This window comes from Streptomyces sp. NBC_00503 (assembly GCF_036346895.1).
In the GTDB taxonomy this organism is placed as follows: Bacteria; Actinomycetota; Actinomycetes; order Streptomycetales; family Streptomycetaceae; genus Streptomyces.
In genome coordinates this window covers 7,862,138-7,886,194 of record NZ_CP107855.1, presented here as the reverse complement: position 1 = coordinate 7,886,194, position 24,057 = coordinate 7,862,138, and the positions used below count along the sequence as shown (strand labels likewise).

At 70.2% G+C, this 24,057-nt stretch carries 19 protein-coding genes and 2 pseudogenes; 11 read left to right on the top strand and 10 right to left on the bottom strand.

The window, feature by feature from the left end; all coding sequences use genetic code 11:
* Nucleotides 1–26 precede the first annotated feature (26 nt).
* The 3 genes and pseudogenes from OG490_RS36130 to OG490_RS36125 all read right to left on the bottom strand — a co-directional run bounded on the left by OG490_RS36130 (nt 27) and on the right by OG490_RS36125 (nt 3,351).
* Nucleotides 27–1,499 (bottom strand): arabinofuranosidase catalytic domain-containing protein, encoded by a 1,473-nt coding sequence (locus OG490_RS36130; RefSeq protein WP_330300493.1) that lies wholly within the window; start codon nt 1,497–1,499, stop codon nt 27–29.
* Between the two features lie 617 nt (nt 1,500–2,116).
* Nucleotides 2,117–2,503, bottom strand: a complete 387-nt coding sequence (locus tag OG490_RS39305; RefSeq protein WP_443066007.1) for a DinB/UmuC family translesion DNA polymerase — start codon at nt 2,501–2,503, stop codon at nt 2,117–2,119.
* Nucleotides 2,504–2,575: 72 nt separating this feature from the next.
* Nucleotides 2,576–3,351 (bottom strand): annotated as a pseudogene (locus OG490_RS36125) (transposase family protein).
* Between the two features lie 169 nt (nt 3,352–3,520).
* Here OG490_RS36125 and OG490_RS36120 point away from each other — a divergent pair.
* The gene (locus tag OG490_RS36120) at nt 3,521–4,987 is read left to right on the top strand and encodes an NF041680 family putative transposase (RefSeq protein WP_330300492.1); all 1,467 of its coding nucleotides are present in this window, start codon (nt 3,521–3,523) and stop codon (nt 4,985–4,987) included.
* Between the two features lie 103 nt (nt 4,988–5,090).
* Entirely contained in the window at nt 5,091–5,579 is a 489-nt protein-coding gene (locus OG490_RS36115; protein WP_330300491.1) for a DUF6882 domain-containing protein, read from the top strand.
* Between the two features lie 79 nt (nt 5,580–5,658).
* On the opposite strand, the gene OG490_RS36110 is transcribed toward OG490_RS36115, so the two are convergent.
* The 3 genes and pseudogenes from OG490_RS36110 to OG490_RS36100 all read right to left on the bottom strand — a co-directional run bounded on the left by OG490_RS36110 (nt 5,659) and on the right by OG490_RS36100 (nt 8,730).
* Complete coding sequence (locus OG490_RS36110) at nt 5,659–6,318, bottom strand: hypothetical protein (protein ID WP_330300490.1); 660 nt, start codon at nt 6,316–6,318, stop codon at nt 5,659–5,661.
* A 178-nt stretch (nt 6,319–6,496) separates the two neighbouring features.
* A pseudogene (locus OG490_RS36105) lies at nt 6,497–7,204 on the bottom strand (transposase); the annotation flags it as partial.
* A 164-nt stretch (nt 7,205–7,368) separates the two neighbouring features.
* The gene (locus tag OG490_RS36100) at nt 7,369–8,730 is read right to left on the bottom strand and encodes an erythromycin esterase family protein (RefSeq protein ID WP_330300488.1); all 1,362 of its coding nucleotides are present in this window, start codon (nt 8,728–8,730) and stop codon (nt 7,369–7,371) included.
* 370 nt (nt 8,731–9,100) lie between these two features.
* Here OG490_RS36100 and OG490_RS36095 point away from each other — a divergent pair, with 370 nt between their 5' ends.
* The 6 genes from OG490_RS36095 (at nt 9,101) to OG490_RS36070 (ending at nt 13,420) form a co-directional block, all read left to right on the top strand.
* Nucleotides 9,101–9,442, top strand: a complete 342-nt coding sequence (locus tag OG490_RS36095) for a hypothetical protein (protein ID WP_330300487.1) — start codon at nt 9,101–9,103, stop codon at nt 9,440–9,442.
* A 156-nt stretch (nt 9,443–9,598) separates the two neighbouring features.
* The gene (locus OG490_RS36090; RefSeq protein ID WP_330300486.1) at nt 9,599–10,036 is read left to right on the top strand and encodes a hypothetical protein; all 438 of its coding nucleotides are present in this window, start codon (nt 9,599–9,601) and stop codon (nt 10,034–10,036) included.
* A gap of 36 nt (nt 10,037–10,072) precedes the next feature.
* Nucleotides 10,073–10,705, top strand: coding sequence for a hypothetical protein (locus tag OG490_RS36085; protein WP_330300485.1), 633 nt, complete (start codon nt 10,073–10,075; stop codon nt 10,703–10,705).
* A complete protein-coding gene (locus OG490_RS36080) occupies nt 10,705–11,394 on the top strand; it encodes an NUDIX domain-containing protein (RefSeq protein WP_330301186.1) in 690 nt (229 codons plus the stop codon). Before OG490_RS36085 ends, OG490_RS36080 begins: the two co-directional genes overlap by 1 nt.
* 767 nt (nt 11,395–12,161) lie before the next feature.
* Nucleotides 12,162–12,371 (top strand): hypothetical protein, encoded by a 210-nt coding sequence (locus tag OG490_RS36075; RefSeq protein ID WP_443065915.1) that lies wholly within the window; start codon nt 12,162–12,164, stop codon nt 12,369–12,371.
* Between the two features lie 404 nt (nt 12,372–12,775).
* Nucleotides 12,776–13,420, top strand: a complete 645-nt coding sequence (locus OG490_RS36070; RefSeq protein ID WP_330300484.1) for a dihydrofolate reductase family protein — start codon at nt 12,776–12,778, stop codon at nt 13,418–13,420.
* A 378-nt stretch (nt 13,421–13,798) separates the two neighbouring features.
* Here the strand turns inward: OG490_RS36070 and OG490_RS36065 are convergent, their stop codons facing one another.
* Nucleotides 13,799–14,230 (bottom strand): hypothetical protein, encoded by a 432-nt coding sequence (locus tag OG490_RS36065; RefSeq protein WP_330300483.1) that lies wholly within the window; start codon nt 14,228–14,230, stop codon nt 13,799–13,801.
* A 9-nt stretch (nt 14,231–14,239) separates the two neighbouring features.
* Complete coding sequence (locus tag OG490_RS36060) at nt 14,240–14,650, bottom strand: hypothetical protein (RefSeq protein WP_330300482.1); 411 nt, start codon at nt 14,648–14,650, stop codon at nt 14,240–14,242.
* A 175-nt stretch (nt 14,651–14,825) separates the two neighbouring features.
* Between OG490_RS36060 and OG490_RS36055 the strand changes: the two genes are divergently transcribed.
* From OG490_RS36055 to OG490_RS36045, 3 genes are all read left to right on the top strand, one after another.
* On the top strand, nt 14,826–15,326 hold the full coding sequence (locus OG490_RS36055) for a hypothetical protein (RefSeq protein WP_330300481.1): 501 nt from the start codon (nt 14,826–14,828) through the stop codon (nt 15,324–15,326).
* The gene (locus OG490_RS36050) at nt 15,323–20,605 is read left to right on the top strand and encodes a tetratricopeptide repeat protein (protein WP_330300480.1); all 5,283 of its coding nucleotides are present in this window, start codon (nt 15,323–15,325) and stop codon (nt 20,603–20,605) included. The genes OG490_RS36055 and OG490_RS36050 overlap by 4 nt, the downstream gene beginning before the upstream one ends.
* A 287-nt stretch (nt 20,606–20,892) precedes the next feature.
* Entirely contained in the window at nt 20,893–21,612 is a 720-nt protein-coding gene (locus OG490_RS36045; RefSeq protein WP_330300479.1) for an SDR family oxidoreductase, read from the top strand.
* 248 nt (nt 21,613–21,860) lie between these two features.
* On the opposite strand, the gene OG490_RS36040 is transcribed toward OG490_RS36045, so the two are convergent.
* Both OG490_RS36040 and OG490_RS36035 read right to left on the bottom strand, forming a co-directional pair.
* Entirely contained in the window at nt 21,861–22,970 is a 1,110-nt protein-coding gene (locus OG490_RS36040; protein ID WP_330300478.1) for an aryl-sulfate sulfotransferase, read from the bottom strand.
* Between the two features lie 72 nt (nt 22,971–23,042).
* On the bottom strand, nt 23,043–24,044 hold the full coding sequence (locus OG490_RS36035; protein WP_330300477.1) for an ABC transporter substrate-binding protein: 1,002 nt from the start codon (nt 24,042–24,044) through the stop codon (nt 23,043–23,045).
* Nucleotides 24,045–24,057 lie beyond the last annotated feature (13 nt).

The following is a 24,057-nucleotide window of genomic DNA, read 5'->3' as shown; positions in this document are numbered from 1 at the left end:
CCGTCAGGCCGGCGGCCGGGTCTGGTTCATCGATAGCCGGCGGCGGCGATGTTCGCCTGGACCGCATTTTCGGTCGCATCCGACGGGTAGCCCGAGACCATGGCACCCTCGTAGAACGTGCCCGCGCTGTCGTTGATGTTGCCTACCTCGGATGAGCAGCAGTCGCCGCCACTACCCAAGACGATGGCGCCTTGCTTCTTCATCGGGCTGTATACGTTGGGCTCGTTGGGAAGCGCGCCGTCCCATAGGGTGTTCAGGCTTCCGGCCTGGGCATTGCTGCCCTTGAGCGCGAATCGCGTCGTCCCGTTGTTCTTGAGTGTCGCCGTGACGAACTTGCTGGTGAATGCCTGCTGGTTCGGGTTCCACGTGCTGCTGCCACCCGGGAACAGGCCCCATTCGAGGTCGGCCTGCACCCAGGGTCCGGTTCCGGAGCAGCCGCCGAACCAGCAGCTCGTCCCGAAGTAGATGGCATCCATGGCACCTGGCCCGTCGGCCTTGCGGGTGGTTTCGCTGTTGCCGTAGTCGAAGCAGCAGCCGCTGTTGACATGCGTACCGCTGGTGACCATGTACATGCCCTCGGGTTGGCTGCCCGTCGGGATACCCGTCAGGTGGCCGTCGCGCCAGTAGCTGGTCCCGGGGTTGATGTACAGCGAGTAGGCCTTGCTGCCACCGACCGTCAGCGATTCGGTGGTCGCTACGGCCGGGCGGGTCTGTGGTGAGCCCGGGACCACGCTGGAACCCTGGTACCACAGGTCGTTGCCACGCCCGGACTGATCGAACAGGACCGTGATGACACACGTGGTGTTTGCGCAGAAGGAGTCCTGGGCCGCCGCGTTGGCGACGCCGCCAGGGGTCAGTACGCCGATGTTGCGGGTTGTGTTGTCGGAGCGTCTGACCTGATACAGGTCTCCGTTGTAGGAGCTGTAGAGGGCGCGCGTTGTGCTGTGCGCCGCCACGCAGGGCGTACCACCTGCGCTGTAGATGTCGCACGGGCCGGAGCCGGTGCCCTTGTCCACCTGGACGAGTTGCCACTGCTGGTTGGTGCCGCCCCAGTCGCTGTACTGCACGACGTTGGCGCCGTCGTTGGTCGCCGCGTTCTGGACCTCGACCGCCTTGTTGCTGTTGCGGTTGATCAGCCGGACGTAGCCGCTGTCGGAGTCGGCCAACCGGAACTGCTGGTTGGTGCCGCCGTGGTCGGTCCACTGGTGGATGGCGGCACCGTCGGCTGTCGACCAGCTGGACACGTCGATCATCTTGCCCGAGTGGCGTGCCTTGAGCCGGTAGTAGCCGTCGCCGGAGTCCATGAACTGGAACTGCTGGTTGGTGGCGTTGGTGCGGGTCCACTGGACGACGTTGGCGCCGTCGGAGGTGGAGGAGTTGTAGACGTCGAGGGCCTTGCCACTGTTGTGGTTCACCAGTACGTACCAGGCGGTGGTGTCCACCGTGGCAGCCGACGCCGGCGTCGTGGCCACCGTGAACAACCCGCCCACAATCACCATGGCTGCCGCGGCGGCCGCCCCCGACCGCCACCGACGACGCCACCTCGCGGCGCGCGCTAACCAAACCGACATAGCGACTTCCTTCCATTCGGACGCCGACGACACCCGCGCACGGACAATTGCCCGGGAAGGGAGTTGTTAGCGTTCACATTTCTGAGGGCGAGCCGTGCAGGAATATGCGGGGTGTAGGTGTTGAGTAGCCAACCAGCAGTGCGGCTGAACGCATCACAGGTACTGTGAGCGCTAACATTCGCCCCGTCAAGATGTAACGGGAAGGTTTTCGGAGGAAGTCCCCTATGAGACGCTGGCCTCGCTGAGGCTCGACGGCCGTCAAGCCGACCGCAGCCTTTCGCCAACCGTTGATCAAGGCCGCGGTCCGGGCAGTCGATCTCGGGGAGGTCCTCCGGAGTTCACCGGCACGCCGATGGCCCGGCGCGGTGGCCGCAGTCCTCCGCCGACTGCTCGTCGGGACGTGGGCCGGTGTTCAGGCGATCGGTCGCGGTAGCGTGGTCAACCGGGTGAGCGCGTTGACCAGGTCGGTCATCCTGATGCCCTGAGCCGGTCGGATCCGCCACCGCCGACGCAGAAAGCCACGCCAGGCGAGTGGGCGGCCGCGACTATCCACGCCGGGTGTATGTACCAAGGGCTGCTGGCGCTATCGCGCCGGGGCCGAAGGGTCTGGCAGCGCGTTCGAGGACGGGTTCCAGCGTGCGGTGGCTCTCGGTGGACCGGTCGAAGGTGAGTTGGACAGCGGTGCCAGCGGCGATGGCGAGGTTTCCGGTCCTGGCGGTGACGGCCCGGACCCGGGCCCGTTGCAGGCCGAGGGCTGCGAAGGTGGCGTACAGCGTGTCCCGGATTGCCGGAGTGTGGGCGGTGGGTTCGCGCAGGGTACGCGACCCGGTGGTGGTGGAGCGGTCGGCGTAGGTGACCTGGAGCTCGACCGTGCGGGCGAGTTGCCCGGCTGCGCGCAGGTGGGTGCCGAGGTCGGTGGTGACGACGAGCAGGGCACGGCGGATCTAAAGGTTGTTGCAGAAGGTCGGTCTCGGGCAGGCCTGAGGGTTATTTGACCTGCTGTTTCACTGTGCCATGGCGAGGTTGTGCAGGGTGGCGACGGCTACGACGGCTTGGACAGCGTGGTGGAGGCCGTCTCCTTTCTGCCGGCAGTCGCGGAGGATCTTCCAGTTCTTCATGCGGGCGAAGGTGTGCTCGACGCGGGCGCGAACGCGTCGGTGTTCGGCGTTGTCTTCTTCCTGGCCGCGTAGGAGAGGCCGTCCCGGCCTTCTGCGGTGCGGGACGATCAGGCCGGTGCCCAGGTAGGCGCCGTCCGCGATGACCGTCGTCCCGGCCGCCGCGGCCGGTCCGACTCCTGCCAGACGTGGGCATCGGCCTTGTTGCCTGGCGCCGGGCGGGCGCTCGCGACGACCAGACGGCTGTCCGCGTCAATGATGAACTGCACGTTCGCCGAGAATCGATAGTTCCTCGACGAGGCACCGACGGTGCGGTCTCGGACGGGGATCAAGGTTCCGTCCACGATCCATAACCGGTCCACGTCGGCGACCGGCCGCGGCGCCGGCTCCAGCGCCAGCAAGGGCCGTAGGCGTTGGATGACCCGGCAGACGGTGGCCGGGGAGATTCCGAAGAGCGGCGCGAGCTGCCGCATCGTCAGGTTCGTGCGGTAGTAGACCACCACCAGCAGGACCCGGTCGGGCAGCGGCAGGCACCACGGCCGGCCACCGCCGGGGCCGTTTCCGCCCCGCTCCCGCACCACTTTCACCAGCTTCGCGAACCGATCGATCCGCAAACCCGTGAACGTCTCCACCGACACCGGCTCAGCCCGCAACACCCCACCCATACAGGCAAAATGCCCAACACCGAGCTTCTGCAACAACCTTTAGCTTGCCGTTTAACGTCCGGGCATCGAACGGGCTCGAACTTGTTTGGGTCTTCCCAGTTCACCGGACGTGCCACGGGCCAGGGTCTGATCCTGGGGGCAGGGTCGCTGCGGCACGGAGGCCGGGATCGTGGAGCTGGTCGAGCACGAGGTTCAACGAGACGCGTTCACGAACGTGGTGGAGTTCCGGTCGGAGCTGTACGCGTGCCTGGTTTCGAGAAGCGACGCACTGTTTGAGCTGTGCGACGCCCTGTTGTGCTCCGATGGGCCGGTCCGCACTCTCGTGGACCTGGCCCTCGCGCCCGAGCATCGGAGGGGTCATGGTGCCCTCTACTCCGGGCTGAATCGGGGCCGGATCGATGTTGCCCGGCTGCGGCGGGCCCTGGCCGGTGTGCCGTTGCCCAGGGCCGGGGACAATCGCCTGGTGTTGGCGGTGGATGTCTCCCCGTGGCTGCGGCCGGACGCCGACACATGCTCAGACCGGTCCTTCTGCCACACGTTCGGCCGAGGCCTGGGCAAGCACCAGATGGTGCCCGGCTGGCCCTACTCGATCGTCGCTGCCTTGGAGACCGGCCGCACGTCGTGGACGGCCCTGCTGGACGCGATCAGGCTGGAGCCCGGTGCCGATTTGGCAGCGGTTACCGCCGACCAGGTCCGCGACGTCGTCAAACGCCTGGTGGAAGCCGGCCAGTGGCAGGCAGGGGCTCCGAATATCTTGGTCGTCCTCGATGCCGGCTACGACGCGCCCCGCATCGCCCATCTCCTGAGTGATCTTCCCGTCGAGGTGCTGGGCCGGCTCCGTTCGGACCGGGTCATGCGCAAGCCCGTCCCGGTGCCGTGGATCTGTCCACCGCAAGGTGGCCGCCCGCCCAAGCACGGAGGCGAGTTCGTCTTCGGTGACCCGGCCACGTGGGGCGAGGCCACCGCGGTCACCGTCACCAACACCGACCGATACGGGACCGCGACCGCCCAAGCCTGGGATCGGCTGCACCCCCGGCTGACCCGACGGGCGGCGTGGATCGATCACGAGGGACCGTTGCCGATCATCGAGGGAACCGTGATCCGGCTCGCGGTCGAGAAGCTGCCGAGCGGCGGTGTGAACAAGCCCGTCTGGCTGTGGTGGTCGGGCACCGGCGTCGATCCCCAGGCCGTAGACCGCTGCTGGCAGGCGTTCCTTCGACGGTTCGACGTGGAGCACACCTTCAGGCTTCTCAAGCAGACTCTCGGCTGGACCCGGCCCAAACTGCGGGACTCGCGGGCCGCGGACCGCTGGACGTGGCTCGTCCTGGCCGCGCACGCTCAGCTCCGCCTCGCCCGCCCGCTCGCGCGTGATCTCCGCCGGCCATGGGAGCGGCCGGCGGAACCGAACAGACTCACCCCTGCCCGGGTCCGTCGCGGGTTCAGGAACCTGCGGGCGAAAACCGGCACGCCAGCCGGTGCACCGAAACCAACCCTCCCCGGTCCCGGCAGGCCGCCCGGGTCGAAGAATCGCCACCCAGCACTCCGCCACGACGTCGGCAGAGTCCTGGCCACCGGTGAGGCCTACGCCCGGCCCGCGCATCACCAGAAGGGAACCAAGCCCCGACGGACAGGATGAGCGACAAGTGATCCATCCGTGCACCGGTACGTCCGGGCCCGGGCGTCCTGGCCGCATGCCGGGGTGACAGGATCTTGCCGACAGTTCCGTACGAGGAGGCAGCGTGGACGACCGCTCGAAGCATGACCACACCGACTGGGATGCGGTCGTGCTCGCGGCTCGGGAGCGTGCCCGCTCGCGGCAGGCACTCATGGTCGAGCGCTTCGGCCTGTCGGGAGACGTGCAGTACGACTGGTCGATGGACGACGCGCAGATCACGTGGTCGCGTGACGGAAAAGTGTTCCTCACCGGTCGACTCACAGTGATCGGCAGCATCAGCGTCACCCAACAAACCTGGCTGTGGTCCTGGGCGAACGAGTCACTCCCGCACGCCGCCCTGGGCGACATCGAGCAGGTGCGGCAGTTCGGCGAGGAGAACGACTACCCCGTCCTTCCCTGGCCAGGCTTCAACTCCCACCCCGAACTCGTCGCCGAGGCGCGAATGGTCGCGGCCTCCGTGCTCGACGCAGAGGGGCTGTGGGCGGAGTCAATGGACGACGTGCAACTCCACTTCATGGTCCATGACCTGGTACTCACTGCCGAACGACAGTGACCGTTGCACGGATACCCAGGCTGCTGGTGCTGGCCGCCGGACGTTAAACGGCAAGTTTAGAGTCTGTTGCGAAAGTGGATCAGGAGTCGTGGTCGGCTCGGGCGGCTGTCTGGTCTGACCAGCCCCGCGACAGGGGGAGCCGGCCGGATCGAAGCGTGTCGCGCTGTTCGGTCACCCATTGCTCAACCTGATCTACGGATTCCGCGACCAGCTGGTCCGTGGTGTCGAGCAGGTGGGTGCACCAGCGCCGGTCATCGGCGGTCCACCCGGTCCAGCGGCGCCAGGCCATGCGGGGCCAGCTGTCGTCGATGATGACGTCGGGTCGGGATCGGGGATCCTCGGCGTGCTTGCGGTGCCAGGCGGCCCAGCCGAGAAAGGCGTCGACCGCCGGAGCGTCCCATCGGTCCGAGTCGCGCTTGGTGAGCCTGCGGCGCCGGGCCTCGTCGGACACGTCGACCAGACAGACCGCGATGCCATCCAGCAACGGGGCGGAGGGGCTGGCCAGGACCTCTCCCAGCGGGGACTGCCCGGTCAGCAGGAGGTCGACTCCACGCGCCTGGTATTCCAGCGCGCGACGCACCCACATCTCGGTCATGCGGTTTCGCCACTGGCGATCGGCGCCTTCCGGTACGCCGAGCTCGTCGAAGTCGTGCACGGCAATCCGCCCCAGCCGCTCGCCCACGGAGTAGGCGAGCGTGGTCTTGCCCGAACAGCTGGAGCCGGTCAGTTTGAGCAGCATCTCACCAGGGTGGCAGGTCAGTAGTGATGTTCTCGAAGGGTTTTCCCGGAACCTTCCGCCCCGCTCTGGTGCTTGTCACAACCACTCATTGATGGCAGCGACCAGTACGGTCACTTCGTTGCGGACCGCCAGCTTGATGCCCCTATGGATGTCAACCAACGTTCTCGGGGCGTCCGGGCTAGTCGGTCGGAATGTTCGCTGGGACGAGATGTCGGTAGATCTCTCGTGCGACGTAGCGTTTGAGGCAGCGGATGATCTCGCGGCGTGTCTTGCCCTCGGTTAGACGTCGTTGCAGGTAGTCGCGGGTGCGGTCGTCCCAGTGCAGGCGGCTGAGGACGATCCGGTAGAGGGCTGCATTCGCCTGGCGGTCGCCGCCGCGGTTCAGCCTGCGGCGCTGTGTCTTGCCGGAGGACGCCTCGACCGGGCTGGTTCCGCATAGGGCTGCGAAGGACGCCTCGCTGGCGAGTCGCTCGGGGTTGTCGCCAGCCGAGATGAGCAGGGCGGCGGCGCTGTCCGGGCCGACGCCACGGACTTCCAGCAAGCCCGGCGTACTGACTTCGACGGCCTCGGCTATCCGCTTGTTGAGATCGTCGATCTCCTCCGTCAGGTGTCCGATGCGGCGGGCCAGCAGCCTCAAGGTGTGACAGGCGGCCCCAGCCGGCCCCCTCGCGTGCTGGGGATCGAGGTAGGCGCACCGCTTGAACAGGTGCGGGTTGCTCAACCCGGCCAGCGACTCGCGGAGGGCCGAGTCAGCTGAGACCAGGAGGCTCTTGAGCTGGTTGATCGCCTGGGTTCTGGACTTGATCGCGGATCCCTTCGCCAGCTTGAACAGCCGGAGGCGCGGCGGCACCGGCAGGAGGCCATCCAAACTCTCGGCTGCTTCCGCCACCTGGCCCGGTGTCAGCAGCGGAACCCAATTTCTATGTGGACACCTTGCCAGGTCACCGCGCCACGGATCGCCGCTGCGTCGATGGCAAATGATCAAGCTCCAGCGTCACAGGACGAGGCCGGAAGATGAAGAACAAGCTCAGGCCCTGCGCGGCGGGTTCGTCACGGCTTCAGCTTCTCGGCCTCCCGGATTTCGTTGAGGTGGATGAGAATGTCGAAGGACTTGGCGATCGCGATGTCGCGGGGCTTCTCAGGGAACTGCGTGCCGATATTGAGCGTGGGCCGGGCGACGTTCAGCCAGGCGCGCGCGGGGGCCGACGCCTTGCGGACGTCTAGGTAGAAGTCCCGGTAGCCGACCTGGTCGAGAGTGTGCTCATTCCTGCCGGGCTCGGCGGCGCCCACGGAGAACTTCTTCCAGTCGCCGCCGAGGGCGGCGTCCTTCGACAGGAACGAACCCTGGTTGAAGGTGAAGCCCACAGGCAGGTAGTTCTTGCCCATGGTGTCGCGCAGGAACGAGCCCTGCGTCTTGGAGTACAGCTCGGGATTGTCGGATACGTAGCCGACGTGGTTGTTGTGCGCCGACACCAGGACCTTGTCGCCGGTGTGCTTCTGCCACCACGTGACGTTCTGAGCCATCACCTCGTCGCGGAAGCGTTGAAGACTGTTCAGGGACTCCCGGTCGGCGGGATTCAAGGTGAAGAACTTGGCGGTCTGGGCGATTGATCGGGCGTTCTGCTCGGCCCAGTCGAAGGCCTCTCCGCCGGAGCCCTTGTGACTGCTGACCAGTTCCAGTGCCTGCTGCGCCTTGGCGGCGAGCTGCTGCCGGTCCGCGAGCGGCTTGGCCAGGTAGGCGAAGGCGTCGTCGATGGGCCTCAGACCGGTGTAGAGCTCGTTGAGCCGGGGCAGCGCCTCATGGTGGTTCTTCTCCACATAGCCGGTCACTCGTTCGAAGAACGCGTCATTCAACGAGGGGGCGCCGATGTCGTCGCCCATGAAGTGCACGGGGCGGTCGGGGTGGCTGCGGTTGTAGTTGCGCATCCACTCGATGAGACTCACGAATTCTTCGCGTTCCCAAGGAGAGTTGGCCAGCGTCTGTGCGGCGATCTTGCGGGCATCGCCCTTGCCGGTCTGGAGGTAGTCGTCGATCTGGAGTCCCGCGGACCAGCTCAGCTCCAGGGCGAAGGTGGTGAAGCCCTTCTTCTCGACGAGGTGGCGGAAGACCCGCTCCTTCATGGTGAAGAACTCGTGGGAGCCGTGGGTGGCCTCGCCGAGGCCGACCACCTTGGCGTCGCCGATCATCGCGGACAGGGCTCGCAGGTCTGCCGTGTCTCCACCGGGCGCGGTCGAACGCAGCGGATGAGCGGCCCGCTCCAGTACGTGTGCGGGGTCCTGCTTCCTGCCGGCTGTGGCGACCTCGTCGACGGTGGCCGCCTGGACCCCCACGGGAACAAGGACCGCCCCCGCCGCTATCGCCACCGCTACGAGGAGCCGGGGGCGGCTGATCCGCTTCTTGTGAGTAGCCATCTGGTTCTACCTTTCGATCAACTTGCGTCGGGTTTGAGAAACGAAGGCCCAAAGGCCCGTTGCCGCGCGCTGAGGGAAATCGCCGAAGTCTCGGCCAGCCCAAGAGGGCGGACGAGACCCCCTGCTGCGCGTGGCTTTCCGAGCGATCGGGCACAGGCGAGGAGTGGTCTGGGGACCGGCGCCTCCCCAGGGGTGTTCAACAGCGGTGACCTTGTCGAACCGGCAGCCAACGCCGAGGCCGCGACCCCGCACATCCATGGACTTCGCGTGGAGAATCCGGACAGGGCGCGAATCACGGGAACTTCCGTTCGTAGGCGAACTCGGACAGTGCCCTTTCAGCACATCACCGGAATTCGCGCAGATCGTCGGAGTGCGGGACGAGAAGCCGTACGGGGCCCTGGACCTGTCCGTCCACCGGACCGGGACCCTGGTCCTGGTCCGATCTCGGCCCTGGGGCGGAGCCTGGGCCGCCAGCGAGCCGGGACAATGGCAGGAGCCAGCTACCGACTCGGTCTCACGGCGCTGGTCGTACCTGGCAGACGGGGACAGACTCGGGAGCGGCCCGCTGACGGTGCCCGCGCTCGCCGCCGGGGAGAGCGCGGAGGTCTCTCTACCCGCACCGGGCTACAACGCCGTCCACCCCACCGAGACCATCGAGGCCCACCGCGCCTTCATCGCCCGCCGCCGCACCCTGCGCCCCGCCGAGGGATAAAGGGTCTGCGCGTCAGCCTCGCCCGGCGCCGAAGCCAAGATCGACCGGATCGACGCCGTCTCCGGAGGTATGCCGATCAACCTCGGCATGCCTCGCCAGGCCCCAGCTCAACCCGCCCGACAGAGGGCAGCAGCGCACCGTTGAGACAATGACGGGATGATCAGCAATGAGATCCGGTTCGACTGCCATACCCGAGGCGACGGCGGCCCGCTCGTGGTGGTCCCTCACATCGACGGAGCACCACTCACCGAGCTGATCGACGGATTCGAGAACTCGGCCAAAATGGAACCCGCAGGTGATGCCTACGGTGGTCTGATCCCGGCGTTCTTCCGGTTCGGCCCGATGCAGGACCACTTCCTCGGACGGTCCACCAGCGCCATGGGGCCGAAGACACCCGTCCTCGGTTGCGAATGCGGCGAGTGGGGATGCTGGCCGCTCATGGCCCGCATCACCGCAACAGCCAACCTCGTATCCTGGGACGCCTTCGAGCAACCACACCGCACGACTCGCAACTACGTGCCATTTGGCCCGTTTCACTTCGGCCGTCACCAATACGAAGACGCCTTGCGGACCCTGAGTTCGGTAATCGGCTGAGGCCCAACGATTCGCACGCATGGGCGCTGCAGCCACATGGTCAGGCTGCAGGTGGAGCTACGGGATCGGGAACAACGACACGGGGACCTTTGTCCCGCCACCGCCATCCGCCCAGCCTCCGGGTACGCCGACGCCACCCGGTACTTGCTCAACACCCTCCTCGCCCACAAGCAGGCCCGTGGCCTGGCCCGACGGGCCGAGTTCACCACCGCGACCGGCCAGGACGTCGACGCCGTCCTGGCTACGCTCGCCGCCCGCGCCGAGGCCCTGGAAGGCGTCGACCAGGCTGCGGCCGCCACCTGTGTGAGCAGGTCCACCCCCCAGGTCGCCACGTACGCGGCCGCGCTGGAGCAGGCTGGCTACCCGCCGAGCCTGTTCTTCTCCCGTACCTTCACCATCGACACCGGGCAGATCGTCAACCAGGGCCGCGCCGAGAAGGTGTTCCGCGGCCTGACCGCCACCAACGGCGAGCCGATGGCCCCGCGCGGGGAACGCGGCTTCGGCCAGGCCAGCCTCTCCGCCGTCCGCGGCCCGATCTGGCGGATCACCCCGCTGCCCCTGCCCCCACCCGGCGCCTGTCGATCGCGGTTGCGGGGAAGAAGAATCCGCCCGCGAGCACGCCGAGCCTGCTGGTGGAGGAACTCGACCCCTGTCACCTCTCGCCGGTGATGCGGTCCACTGGCTGCCGACTGCGCCGCCACGTGCTGACCCTGCCGGACGGCTGGATCGAGCACACCAGCATGAAGGAGGGGCGTAAGGCGTTTGCCCTGCCGGGCCTGCCTGCCCGGCACCCGGATCCCGCCGCGATACTGGTGGTCATGACGAACACCCCTGCCACACCCGCCCCGTTCTCAAAAATCAAGATCAGGACCGGGGCGCTGGTGTTCTGCGGCGACGACGTGGCCCTCATCCGGCGCGACCGCGCCGACTCCACCCACTACACCCCGCCCGGCGGCAACGTCGAACACGGCGAAGACCTCGCCCGCGCCCTCGCCCGCGAGCTCGCCGAAGAACTCGGCCTGGACACGGCGGCGGCCGAGGGCGGGGACCTGATGTGGGTCGTCGACCAGCGCGTGACCCGCCCGGGCCCGACCCCGCCGCCGCGCAAGCTCCACCTGATCTACCGCTTCCACATCAGCCCCGACATCCGCGCGACCCTCGCCGAACAGGAGCTGGACGAGCTTCCCGACGGCAGCCACGAGGTCGGCGTCATCGAGTGGATCGACTACCGCAAGACCGCCGCGCTGCCCATCTTCCCGCCCATCGGCCCTGCCCTGGCCGCCCTCGCCGATCCACACGCCGCCGTCACCAACGCGGCCCTGGAGGCCGTCACCGACGCGAACTACACCTGGGTGTAGCGCTCAGACGCCTTGGCCCGCCAGCAGGCTCTCCCCGCACGACCGGGCCTCGGCGATACGGAGGACGCCGGGGCTGACCAGGTTGCCCGGTCCGGCCTGGGCGCCTGGCATGCCACTTCGCCCTCGGACCGCCGCGCATCACCGCCGCCGCCTCCAGTGCGGACGACACGGCCGCTGGACGGACCGGGGCTCTCACCAGGACTGGCAGCGGCTGTCCTGGTGCCCGGTCGCATCGCGCTCGTCGTTGTGCCAGTTGCCCAGGCGGTCACAATGCCAGTCGTTGCCAGAGGGATCACTGGGATCACTCTGGCCGGGGTGCTCCGCCCCCCACCATCCGTCCGACCCGGACGACACCGAAGGCGACGGTGGATCCACGAAGGTGGATGCCTGAGCACCCGGCGCACCCGACACTGAGGCCGCCAACAGCACGCCCATGACCGCCGCGGCCCACCAGGTGCCGCCTGCCCTGCGATCCACCATGGATCCTTCCCGTCGCCCGAACCTCAACCGGCAAGGTACGGACCCCGGCCAGAGATCGCCCCGCCTGCCCGGCGTGCCGTACCGCAAGACCACTCTCCCGGCCCACACTGGGCATAGCCGGGGGCGGCGCGCAGGCCAACAGCGTCTGAGTGCTGCACGATGCCGGGCATCCAACGCGGCCGCCGAACAGCAGTCGACTGCGGGCGGGGACACGACTGTTCCCCGAGGAGAATGGCGGGTTGGTTCTTGAGTTACGCCCCCACCAGCGGGAGGTCGTCGATGCGGTCATGCGTGTTCTCGAACTTCACGCCGTACACACAGTGCCCGGGCGCGGGCTGCGCACCCAGGTGGTCATGGCGACCGGGTCCGGGAAGACGCCGGTGGCAGCTCACAGCGGGAAGGAGCTCCACGCGGCCCGGGTGCTGGTCCACGCGCCGCTGGACCGGCTCGCCCAGACCGAGGCCGCGTGGCGTGAGGGCGGCCGCCGGGCCCCATGATCGGGTTGTCCTCGCTCCGGGGCGAGGACGTGCCCTTCCCCAACACCACGGACGTGGACGAACTGGTGGAGTGGACGCGGGGGCTGGCGAAGGTGAGGTCTCCACAAGTGGCGGCGCGCATCCTCGGAAACCATCTCCCCGGTACCCGGGCGGGCCGGAGTCCGCCCAGCCACAGAGGCGGGAGAGGGAAGCGACCCGGCGGCGGGCACCGGGCACCGATGACCGAGCAGAAAGTGAAGGGCTCCGCAGAAGCGGACACCCCCTCACGACAGGAGCCTGCCCAAACCGCGAAAACCTCGCAGGTCGAGACTCTGGGTAGCCCAGTTCTGCCCGGTCATGGACCCAGCGATGAGTTTTCCCGGCCCGGCAAGTCTCACCATCGTTGTCGATAACAGGAGGAGCACGTGGCTCAGCTGCTGAGAGTCCAGAACTTCAACGTCTCGAGTGACGGGATCGGTGCCGGTGCGGACCAGACCCTCGAGAGGCCATTCGGTCATGTCGATCCCGAGAGGCTGTTCTCCTGGGCCGGCGCCACCGCGAGCTGGCCCATGCGCAGCGACCCCGGCGGGAGCCGGGGCCTCGACGACTACCTCACGCGAGACTACCCACGTAACATCGGCGCCGAGATCATGGGCCGCAACAAATTCGGGCCCCAGCGCGGGCCCTGGAAAGACCACGACTGGCGCGGCTGGTGGGGTGCCGAGCCCCCGTTCCACACCCCGGTGTTCGTGATGACCCACCACAAGCGTCCTTCGTTCACGCTCTCCGACACCACGTTCCACTTCGTCGACGGCGACCCGGCCGCGGTCCTCGAACTGGCACGGGAGGCGGCGCAGGGCAAGGACGTCCGGCTCGGCGGCGGGGCCACCACCATCCGGGAGTTCCTTGACGCCGACCTCGTCGACACCATGCACGTGGCGGTCTCACCGGTGAAGCTCGGGTCCGGAGTACGTCTCTGGGAGTCACCCGATGAGCTGCTCGACCGGTTCCACCTCGAGGTCGTGCCCAGCCCCAGCGGTGTGACGCACCACCTGTTCTGGCGAAAATGACCGGTCCTCAGGGCTGGCCCAGGCCGGCTGTTCTGCCTGCCGGGGCCAGCCCTGAGGCGGGCCGTCGAGTCGCGCCTCGGGCGGTCAGCCGACCTTGGCGGTCTCCTCAGCTCATGCCCGCACGGTGATCACTCCGGATCGCCGCGTACAAATCGACCTTGGACATCTGCAGCATGACCAGGGCCTTTCACCAGGAGCACCCCGATGCTGCCCTGGCGCAGGCCCCGGACGGCCACCCGGCGCCAAGAACAAACACCGGGCCCCCGCTACGCCGCCGGTAAAACCGTCAAACGCCCCGAGATCGAAGGCCATCGGCAAGCCCAGAAGAATCATGTTCGGAGCCAAATGAAACCGGTCCGGCCCCGGGGCAGGACTGGGTCACCAGCACGACCGCGGGTCTTGTACGTGCTCTGGCGAGTGCCGGTCTTCTCCCCTGCCCAGGCCGGTCTGGACCAGGAAGCCGGGGTCCACCTCCCACGGCGGGGCAGCGATGTGCACTCGCTGGGTGCCGGGGATGCCCACCTCGACGAGGACCCCGCCGCGGAACATCCACAGACCGAACAGGTCGTCGTCCTCGTCGTGCAGCATGACCTGCACGCAGGCAGGCTCGTTCCACGGCAGGGACTCCAAGTCCTTGAGCACGCCGCGGCGCCGGTTCCACCGCTCGAACTCGATGTGCCACCCCCCTACGAACCAGGGGATCTGGACGAAGCAACCGTGCCAGGTGCGGGCCTCGTCCGGGCGCGTCAGCGGCTCCATCACCTCGTCCTCGTACCGCGCCAACACGATGACCTGCGCCATTCTGCTCATGCCCACATGTCACACCGTGCCGGGTACCGAGGGCAATCGATTTGGGACCCGGAGCCGTCGGTGTTCCTTCCGCACGTCCCAGCGGTTCGGGTAGTAGGCCGGGAAGTACACCGCGCCGTCCGCGCCGCAGATCTCGGTCTCCGGAATCCGGCTTGACTGCTTCTCGTAGGAGAGGAGAACCAGCTGGCGGCCCGAGGCTGAGGTCACGACGGCGTTGTGGACCGGGCCCGCCGCCTCCGGCGCCGTCCCCTTGTAGTCGTACGGGCCGTGCTCGCCCTCGACGACAGCGAGGACCTCGTGGCCGGCGGCGCGCAGGGCCTGCGTGGTGGGGTCATCGGGAAGAGGAGGCCGGCCGAGGCCGGTCCGGTGAAGAGTATCCGCACGGCTTCTCCTTGTTCGTGGTCCAGCGGTCGGCGGCACGTGCGGATGCGCCGCCGGTCTCCTTCGCCAACTGCTGCGGCGGCGGGGGGTGTTCCTGGACGAGGGACAATATCCGGACGTTCTGGCAGGGCCCCACCCCGAGCAACCCCGCCACGCCCCGGCCGGGCACACTGGTGTCCTCGGGGAGCATGGGCTCCAGGGGAGGGAGAGTGTTGTGGATCCTGCCGTTGTGACCGTCGCGGCCACCGCCGCGACCACGCTCGTCGCCGCCATGACCACGGATGCGTGGGGGCATGTCAAGCACGGTGTCGCCCAACTGCTGCGGCTGGAGCCCCGTCCCGGGAGCACCGAGGGCGTCGAGGAGGAGCTGGAGCGGGCGCGCACCACGGTCCTCGTGTCCCGTGACCACGGGGACGCCTCGGCCGAACGCGCCGTGCTCGACCTCCTGGCGCAGCGGCTCGAGGCGGTCCTGGAGGCGAACGCGCACCGTGCGGACGAGGTGGAGGAGCTGCTGCGCCGGCTGCTCACCGGGGACAGGTCCTCGGACGCGCAGATCCGCGCCCTCACGGAGGCGCTGAGGCAGCGCGGGAGCACCGTGTACAACCAGTGGGTGGACAACGGCGGTGGCGGCGCGCAGGGCCCGGGGGCCTCGGTGACGGTGAACCACCATCACCACGCGCCCGGCGGCAACCCTGCGGCACCCGGCCCCTCGTGACGGAGAGCCGGAACGAACAGTGGGTGGCCTCGGGCGGGGCGGGGGCGCAGGGTCCGTACGCGACGGCGACGGTCAACAACTTCTTCGGGTCCCGCCTGCCCACGGTCGGGGAATTACCGGCGCCGGTCGCCCCCGACGCGGCCTGGCTGATGGCCCAGCCCAGCCGGCTGCTCGACGCGCGCAGTCACGTGGTGCCCTTCACGGGCCGCGAGGCCGAGCTGGACCGGATGCGGCAGTGGCGGGACGCGGGCGACGCCCGGCTGTCCGTGCTCCTGCTGCACGCTCCCGGCGGGCAGGGCAAGACGCGGCTCGCCGTCGAGTTCGCCGAGCGTTCTCGGGCCCCGGAGCACCCGGCGGGCCGACGGTGGCACGTCCTGCAGGCGGGCTTCCGCGGCGCCGCCACCGGCTTCTCCCCCGTCGTCCCCGGGACGGTCGCCTCGCCCGGCGACGCGGCAGGGGTCCTCCTCGTCGTCGACTACGCCGACCGGTGGGTGCACAGCGAGCTGGAACGCCTGCTGTCCGAACCGGTGCTCCACCAGCAGCTGCCGGCCCGCGTCCTGCTGGTCGGCCGGACCGTACGGTGGTTCGCGGCGCTGCGCGGTTCGCTGGACGAACGGCGGGCCGACGCGTCGGACCTGCTCGTCCCCGATCTGGCCACGGACCGGCTGCGCATGTACGCCGCGGCCCGCGACCGCTTCGCCGCTCCTGATCTGTACGCCTGTGCCGACATCGCGGCGGCGGAGCCGCCGGGCGCGCTCGAGCACCGCGAGTTCGGCCTGACGCTGACCCTGCACATGGCGGCCCTGGCGGCGGTCGACGCCCACGCCCGCGGGGCGCGTCCGCCCGGCCGGCCGCACGGGTTGTCGGCGTACCTCCTGGACCGCGAACGCCTCGCGTGGCAGCGGCTCTCCGAGGCCGGGGCACAGGGGCAGGACTTCCGGACCCGCCCGGCCACGATGGCCAAGACGGTGTTCACCGCCGCGCTCACGGGAGCGCTCAGCCACCGCACCGGTATGAGGGCCCTGCGGACGCTGGAGGTGCCCGGCGATCCGCAGCACCTCATCGAGGATCACCGCTTCTGCTATCCCCCCGCCGACCGGGCGCTGGTCCTCGAACCGCTGTATCCCGACCGGCTCGCGGAGGACTTCCTCGGCCTGATGACGCCGGGGCACGAGGTCACGGGCGACGATCCGGATCCGTGGACCCTCGATGTTCCGGCGGCCCTGACGGAGGAGAGCGTACTGCGGTCCCTCGTGGCCCCGCGTACGGTCACCGTGCTGGCGTCCGCCGCCTCCCGTTGGGCGCACGTGGGCCACCGGGTGCTCTATCCCCTGCTGCGGGCCGATCCCGGCGTGGTGTTGGAGGCGGGCGGTCCGGCCCTGACGACGCTGGCCGAGATCGGCGGCTCGAACCCGTACGACGACCGATTCGATCCCGAGCTGCTGTCCGTCCTGGAGGCCGTCGAGGCCCGGTTGCCGGACGGGCGCCACGCCGACCTGGACACCGGGATCCTGGCGATCGAGGAGGTCCTGATCGCCCGGCGCATGGCCGCCACCACCGATCCGGCCCGGCTCGGGCGGCTGCACAGCACGCTGGCGTGGCGCCGCGGCAACGCGGGGCGCAGGCAGGAGGCGCTCGTCGCCGCCCGGGAGGCCGTGCGGCTGAACCGGCAGGTGGCCGCCGCGGATCCGCGCCACCGGCGCCGGCTGGCGATGTCGCTCACCGACCTGGGCAACCGGCTGTCCGCCGTGGGCCTGGAGGAGCAGGCGCTCGCCGCGGCCGAGGAGTCCACCGCCCTCAGCCGTGACCTGGCCGAATCCTCCTCGGGAACCGGCCGGGACGAACTGGTGACCTCCCTGATGAGTCTCGGCGCCAGGCTCAACGCCCACGACCGCCGCGAGGAGGCGCTGGCCGTCACCCAGGAGGCCGTGGCCCTCTGCCGCGCCCGCGCCGAGGACGACCCGGACCGGCACCGGCACAGTCTGGCCGGGGTGCTGGGCAATCTCGGCCTGGGCCTGTCCAGCGTGCGCCGCCACGAGGAGGCGCTGGCCGCGCTGCGGGAGGCCGTGTCCCTGGAACGGCAGCTCGCCGGGGCCGATCCCGCCGCCCACGGCCCCGAGCTCGCCGGGGCCCTCACCAACCTGGGGCACGTGTCCTTCCTGGCGGGCCACGAGGAGGAGGGGCTGGCCGCGACCCGCGAGAGCGCCGCGCTCTACCGCCGGCTGGCCGGGGCCAACCCCGCCGCCTTCCTGCCCGATCTGACGAAGGCGCTGATCAACCTCGGGAACTGTCTGCGCGGTGCGGAGACGGGCAGCGAGGAGGAGGCCCTCGCCCCGGTCGAGGAGGCCGTCGCCATCCAGCGACAGCTGGTCGAGCAGGACGCCCGGGCCCACCGGGCGGGTCTCGCACTGGCGTTGAGCGGCCTCAGCCAGCAGCTGGCCGCGATGGGCCGCGCCCCGCAGGCGCTGGCCGCCACGGAGGAGTCCGCCGATCTCTACCGTCAGCTGGCCGAGGCGAACCCCACCATCACCTCCCCCGAGCACGCCCGCGTACTGAGCGATCTCGGCCAGCGGCTGGCCGCCGAGGACCGCCGGGAACAGTCGCTGGCCGCCACGCAGCAGGCCACCGAGCTGTACGAGCGCCTCGCCGAGGCGCATCCCGCCACCGACCTTCCCGACCTGGGCCGTTCGCTGCGCAACCTCGGCTGGACGTTCACCGCGGTGGGGCGCATCGACGAGTCCATAGCGGCCTGTGAGCGGTCCGCGGCCGCCTACCGGAGCGCCGGGGATCTGCGCCAGGCCGGTGAAGTCCTCTCCGACTTCGGGCACGCGCTGCTCGGCATGCGCCGGTTCCGGGAGTCGGCGGCCCTGGGCGAGCAGGCCGTCGCCCTCTTCGCCGAGACCGGCCACCGCGAACCCGAGGCCGCGGCCCTGACCAACCTGAGCCAGGCGCTGGCCGAGACGGGCAGGGGCGAGGAGGCCGTCGGCGCCTCCGAGCGGGCGCTGGCCCTCTTCCGGGACATGGGCGCACCGTTCCTGGAGGCGGTGGCGCTGACCAACCTGAGCCATGCCCTGACCAGCCTGAAGCGGTTCGACCAGGCCGCCGAGGTGAGTGCCCGCTCGACGGCCGTCTTCGAGGCGGCGGGCGCCGGCCGTCAGGCCCGGCCGCTCCACAACGAGGGCAATGCGCTGCTCTCCCTGGGCCGCGCCGAGGAATCGATCCTCCCCAGCAGGCAGGCGGCGGACCTCTACCGCGCCGAGGACGACCCGCGCCACGAGGCCGACTCGCGCTTCAACCTCGGCGACGCCCTGTCCCGCACCGAGCGGTACGAGGAGGCGGCCGAGGCCCACGAACGCGCCGCAGCGCTATTCCGGGACACCGGAGACCGCGTTCTGGAGGGACGCTCCCTCTTCCGGCTCGCGACCGACCTCATACGCGCCCGGCGGTACGCGGAGGCCGCCGCGGCCGCCGAACAGGCCGCCGCCGTCTTCCGTGAGACCGGCGACCGGCAGGGCGAGGCGGAGGCCCTGACGAACTTCAGCGCCGCCTGCGCCCATACCGCACGGTGGGACGAGGCCATCGCCGCCGGGGAGCGGGCCGCGGCCCTCTTCCGCGAGACGGCCGACCCGAAGGGGGAGGGCGACGCCCTGGCCAACATCAGCGAGGCTCTGACCAGGGTGGGACGGCACGAGGAGGCCGTCGGCACCGGCGAACGCTCCCTGGCCCGCTACCGCGAAGTGGGAGACCGCGACCGCGAACGCGTACTGCTGCACAACCTCGCCATCAACCTCTTCGCCGTCCACCGTCCTCTGGAGTCCGCCCGGGCCTACCGGCAGGAACTCGCGATCTGCCAGGAGTCGGCCGAGCGCCCCGACGAGGGGCCGGCGCTGCACGGCCTCGGTACCGCGCTCGTGGCCGCCGAACGCTTCGAGGAAGCGATGGCCCCCCTCGAACGGGCCGCCGCGCTCTACCGCGAGGCGGGCTACCACGAAGGCGAGGGCCTGGTCCACGACCGGCTCGCGGCCGCCCTGCGCGGCCTGGGGCGGCGGGGCGAGGTCGTCACGGCACTGCGCGCCGCCGCGGTCGCCTTCCGCGGGGCGGGGAACCGGGCGGGCGAGGCGCAGGCGCTGGGCGAACTCGGCATCCTCCTGGGCGAGGCGGACGACCCGGAGACCCTGACCGCGTTCCGGCGGGCCGCCGACCTCTACCGGGAAGTCGGCGACCGCAGCCACGAAGCCCTGTCCCTGACCCACCTGGGCAAGGCGCTGGAGGGGCGGGGCCGGTCCGAGGAGGCCGTACGGGCCTGCTCGCGGGCCGTGGCGCTGTATCGGGAGGCCGACGACGGCCCCCGCGAGGCCAAGGCCCTGCGCGAACTCGGTGGCGCGCTGGGGTCGGTGGGGCGGGCGGAGGAGTCCCTCGCGGCGTGGCGGCGCTCCGCCGACCTCTGCCGGGAGGCCGGCGACGACCAGGGGGAAGCCCTCACGCTGTACGCCATGGGCGGCACCTTCCTGGAGCTGCGCCGGTTCGAGGAGGCCGTCACCGTGAACCAGCGGGCCGCGGAAGTCTTCCGGGCCGCGGAGGTCGCCGTGGTCGAGGCGAGCGCGCTGCTCAACCTGAGCCGGGGCCTGCTGGCGCTGGAGCGCTGGGAGGAAGTCATCACCGCATGCGGACGGGCCTCCGTCCTGCTGCGTGCCACGGGCGACCGGCCCCGCGAGGCGCACGCCCTGCACCATCTCGGCGCGACGCTCCTGAAGGTGGGCCGGCCCGGGGAGGCCGCGGAGGCCTGTGCGCAGGCCGCCGCGGTGTTCGCGGAGCTCGGTGACGGGGGCGCGAGGGCCTCGGCCCTCCACCACCTCCTCGACGCGCTGCTGAAGACGCGGCGCTTCGAGGAAGCGGTCCCGGCCGGTTTCGAAGCCGCCGCCGCGTACGGTGCGGCGGGCGAGCGGGCCGCCGAGCTCCAGGCGCTGTTCCAGCTGGCCACCGGCCTCCAGGCAGGCGGGCGGACGCTCTTGGCCGTCCCGGTCCTGCGGCGGTTCCTCACGGCCTGCAGGCAGGCGGGAGACCGCCCCCGCGAAGCCCAGGCGCTCCTGCTGCTCGGGGCGTCGCTCGTCGACACCGGCAGCTACGAGGAAGCCCTCGGCATCACCGAGCGGGCGGCCGGCCTCTACCGGGAGCTCGGCAACCCCCGCAGTGCGGAACTGGCTTCGGAGCACCACCGGATCGCCCTGCGCGCCCTCGGCCGGAGCGACGGCCGGCGACGAGGGCGCTGGAGACGGTGACGCCGCCGCGGCCTGTCTGACAATTGGTCTTGTGGCAGGTCGAGGCGAGTTGACGGAGGCGGCGTGGGGATGAAGCGCCGCTCCCGGTCGTCCGTACGCAGGTGGCCGATCAGCAGCGCGCCGCATGCGCCGGCCACTCCCGCAACCGACCAGAGCAGGCCGTTCATCGAGTCGGCATGGGCGACGTCGGCTGTCCGCTCCCGGACGAAGACCGGTACCGCCACCGCGAGGACTCCCCAACTCACTTGGTAGAGCGAGTACGACACGGCCAGTCCGCGCAGGGTGCGGTGCTTGACCACGTACAGCAGACCCGCGAGGGAGGCCTGGAGCAGTCCGGTCTGTGCCGAGCCGACAGGCGCGGGGCCGCTCATGGTCCGGCGCACGATCGGGACCATCGACACCACGGACCCGGCGTACAGCACCGCCACCACCAGCAGGGTGTTCTCGCCGCCGACGGCCGCGTAGAGCAAGCCGCGATCACCGGGGACACCAGCGACGAGCGCGACGTCGCCGCCGCCGTGCGCCGCGTGGTGGACACCTGGGGCCGGCTGGACAACGTCATTGCCAACGCCGGGTTCTCGCTGCCCGGGAATCTGGAGAGCCACGCCCCCGAGGACATGCGGGCCATGGTCCTCACCAACGTCCTGGGCCCGGCGCTGCTGGTGCGGGAGACCCTGCCGCAGCTCAGGGAGTCCAAGGGCCGGATCGTGCTGATGGGTTCGGTCGCGGGAGTGCGCCACACTCCTGGCAACCTGTACTCGGTCACCAAATGGGCCGTGCACGCGCTGGCCGAGAACACACGGCTGCTGGTCGGGCAGGACGGGGTCGGCGTGACCGTCGTCGCTCCCGGGGTGGTGGACACTCCGTTCTGGGACGAGCGCGGCGGCAGCCCCGAGACGGCGCTGACCGCCGAGCAGATCGCGGACACGATCGTCTTCGCCCTCAACCAGCCTGCGGGCGTGGACATCAACCACATCACCATGCGGCCGACCGGGCAGCTCGGCTGAGCAGGCCGGGCCTGTGGGTGGACAAGCGAGGTACGCAGCCGGCCGCGTACCGTCTCTACGCGTGGCTCGCAGCCGGCCGGAGCGTGCCGCCTGGCGGAACCGCGCTCCGGGTGCACGCGACCGGCCGCTTGCACCCGGTGATCGTCGAGCCCGCCAGGCGGCGGCCTACCGCGCAGCCGCAGAGTGGCCAGGTACGCGGACCGCCGCCCCGTCGGCGGATCGGCGCGCTCATGAGCCGGGGCGTCGCCTCATAGCCAGGGGAACTGGTCGGCGGAGTACCGGTAGGCGCGGAAGACGGAGTTCTGGGCGCCGGCCGAGGACTCCAGACCGACGCCCTCCCCGAAGGACCGGAACTGCGGGACCACGAACTCCCAGACCACGTCACCGGCGGGGGTCACCTCGAAGAGCCGTCCGAAGGAGCCCTCGGCGATGAAGGTGTTGCCGTTGGGGAGCCGCTGCGCGCTGGACATGTAGGGGCTGTAGAAGTTCTGGGGCGGGTTGTCCTCGTACGACCACACCTCCTTGCCCGTGCTCGGGTCGAGCTCGAGCACCCGCGAGTACGGTACGGACGTGGTGTCGCGGTAGGTGCCGTTGTCGAAGACCAGGATGTTCCCGCCCTCCAGCTCGTGCGGATGGTGCTGCTGCGCCAGGACGTCGGGGCCGATGTGCCACACCACCGAGCCGTCGGTGCGGTCGATGGCCACGGTGGAGGACGCGCTGCGGAAGCCCACGACGATCGAGCCGTCGGCGCGTTCGTTGACGGTGTTGGCCATCGGCCAGTGCTCACGCGCGAAGTGGGCGTTGAGCGGGAAATCCTCGGGGTCGAGGTGTTCGATCGCGGCCCAGCGCCACACCTGGTCACCATCCCAGGTCAGCTCGTACACCACGTCCCCGTAGATCACCCCGTCCGGGGCCTCGGAGCCGGGGATGCCGCCCCGGATGCGGGCCGCGTCGGCCGGGTCGAGCGGTTCGACGACGGTGACGATGAGGTTGCCGTTGCGCAGGACGGAGGCGTCGTGGTGGTGGAAGGGGTGCCGGACCTCGCGCAGGACCGTGGAGTCCGGGGCCAGCTCCTGGAAGATGCCGCCGTGGTAGACGTCCCAGATGGGGAAGAGGGTCGGGCTGCTGGCGTCCTTGGCCGCGTAGAAGAGGTTGCCGCCGGGGAGGAGCTGCGCCTGACGGCCGGGCGGGTGCGGGGAGCTCCAGGTGTGGACCGGACGGCCCTCGATGTCGACGAGGTGGATCTCGCCGGAGCCGGTGATGGGCGTGTAGAGGGTGAGGCCGCCGTAACTGCGGACGGGGTCGTGGGCGATCAGGCCGACGCCTCGGCGGCGCAGCGTGTTCTGGTCGACGGTCATGAGGATCTCCGTGAGGTGTTGGTCGTGCTCGGTGGGTGTGGTGGGTGCGGTCGGTCTGGTCGGTTCGTGCGGTCAGTGGACGGTGACGGCGGCCGGGTCTACGGCCGTGAGGGGCGCGGCCTGCAGGTACCGCAGCAGCGCGGCCCGGTCAACGGCGCCGGGCAGGCTCTGGGTGGCCTTGGCCCAGGCGGCCTCCTGCTCCAACTGGCTCAGCAGCTCGGGCGAAAGGGTCGCGCCGTAGGCGTAGCGGGGCTGGAAGGCGTCCACGTAGTCGGCCTGGAGCGCGCCCCTGGACTGGGCCAGTACGGCCTTTCGCGCGGCCTTCGGGTCGGCCGCGATCTCGCGCTGCGCCTTCAGCAGCGCCCGCAGAACGGCCGTGGTGGTCGCCTCGGTCGCCTTCGGGCCGGCGACGAGCAGGGTCCGCGCCGTGTAGCCGGTGAAGCGGAGCTCGGCGTAGCGGTCGCCGAGGGTCGTGCGGGCGGCGGCGTAGAAGCTGGGGAAGGTGACTCCGGCGTCCACGTCCCCCCGGGCCAGCGCCGAAGTCACTTGGTTCGGGGCGAGGTTGACCACGGTCACGTCTGCGGCCGTCAGCTGTGCGGAGGCGAGCATCCGCGACAGCGCGTACTCGACGTTCGTGCCCTGCGGGACACCGACCTTGCGGCCCTTCAGCGCGGCGAAGTCGGTGATCTGCCGGTCGGTCCGGGTCAGCAGGCGCCAGTCGTCGAACCGGGACAGGTCGGCGACGATCCGTAGCTCGCGCCCGCCCAACGCGGCCGTCACCGCGGGCAGGTCACCCACGACGCCGAGCTGCGCCTGGCCGCCGAGTACGGCGTTCAGTGAGTCCCGCCCCGTGGGCTGGGTGGTCACGGTGGCTTCGATGCCCTCGGCGGACCACAGCCCGCGCTCCTGGGCCACGTAGACGGGCGCCCCGCCGAGGTAGTCGCTCGCCGCGAGGGAAACGGCTGGGCGAGCGCCGGCCGCGGAACCGGAGCCGGATCCGGCACCACAGGCCGAGGTGAGTGCGCAGAGCAGGGCTGCCGTCAACAGGGCGGCCGCTGCACGGGGTCTGAGCATGGGAGGGGAGGTC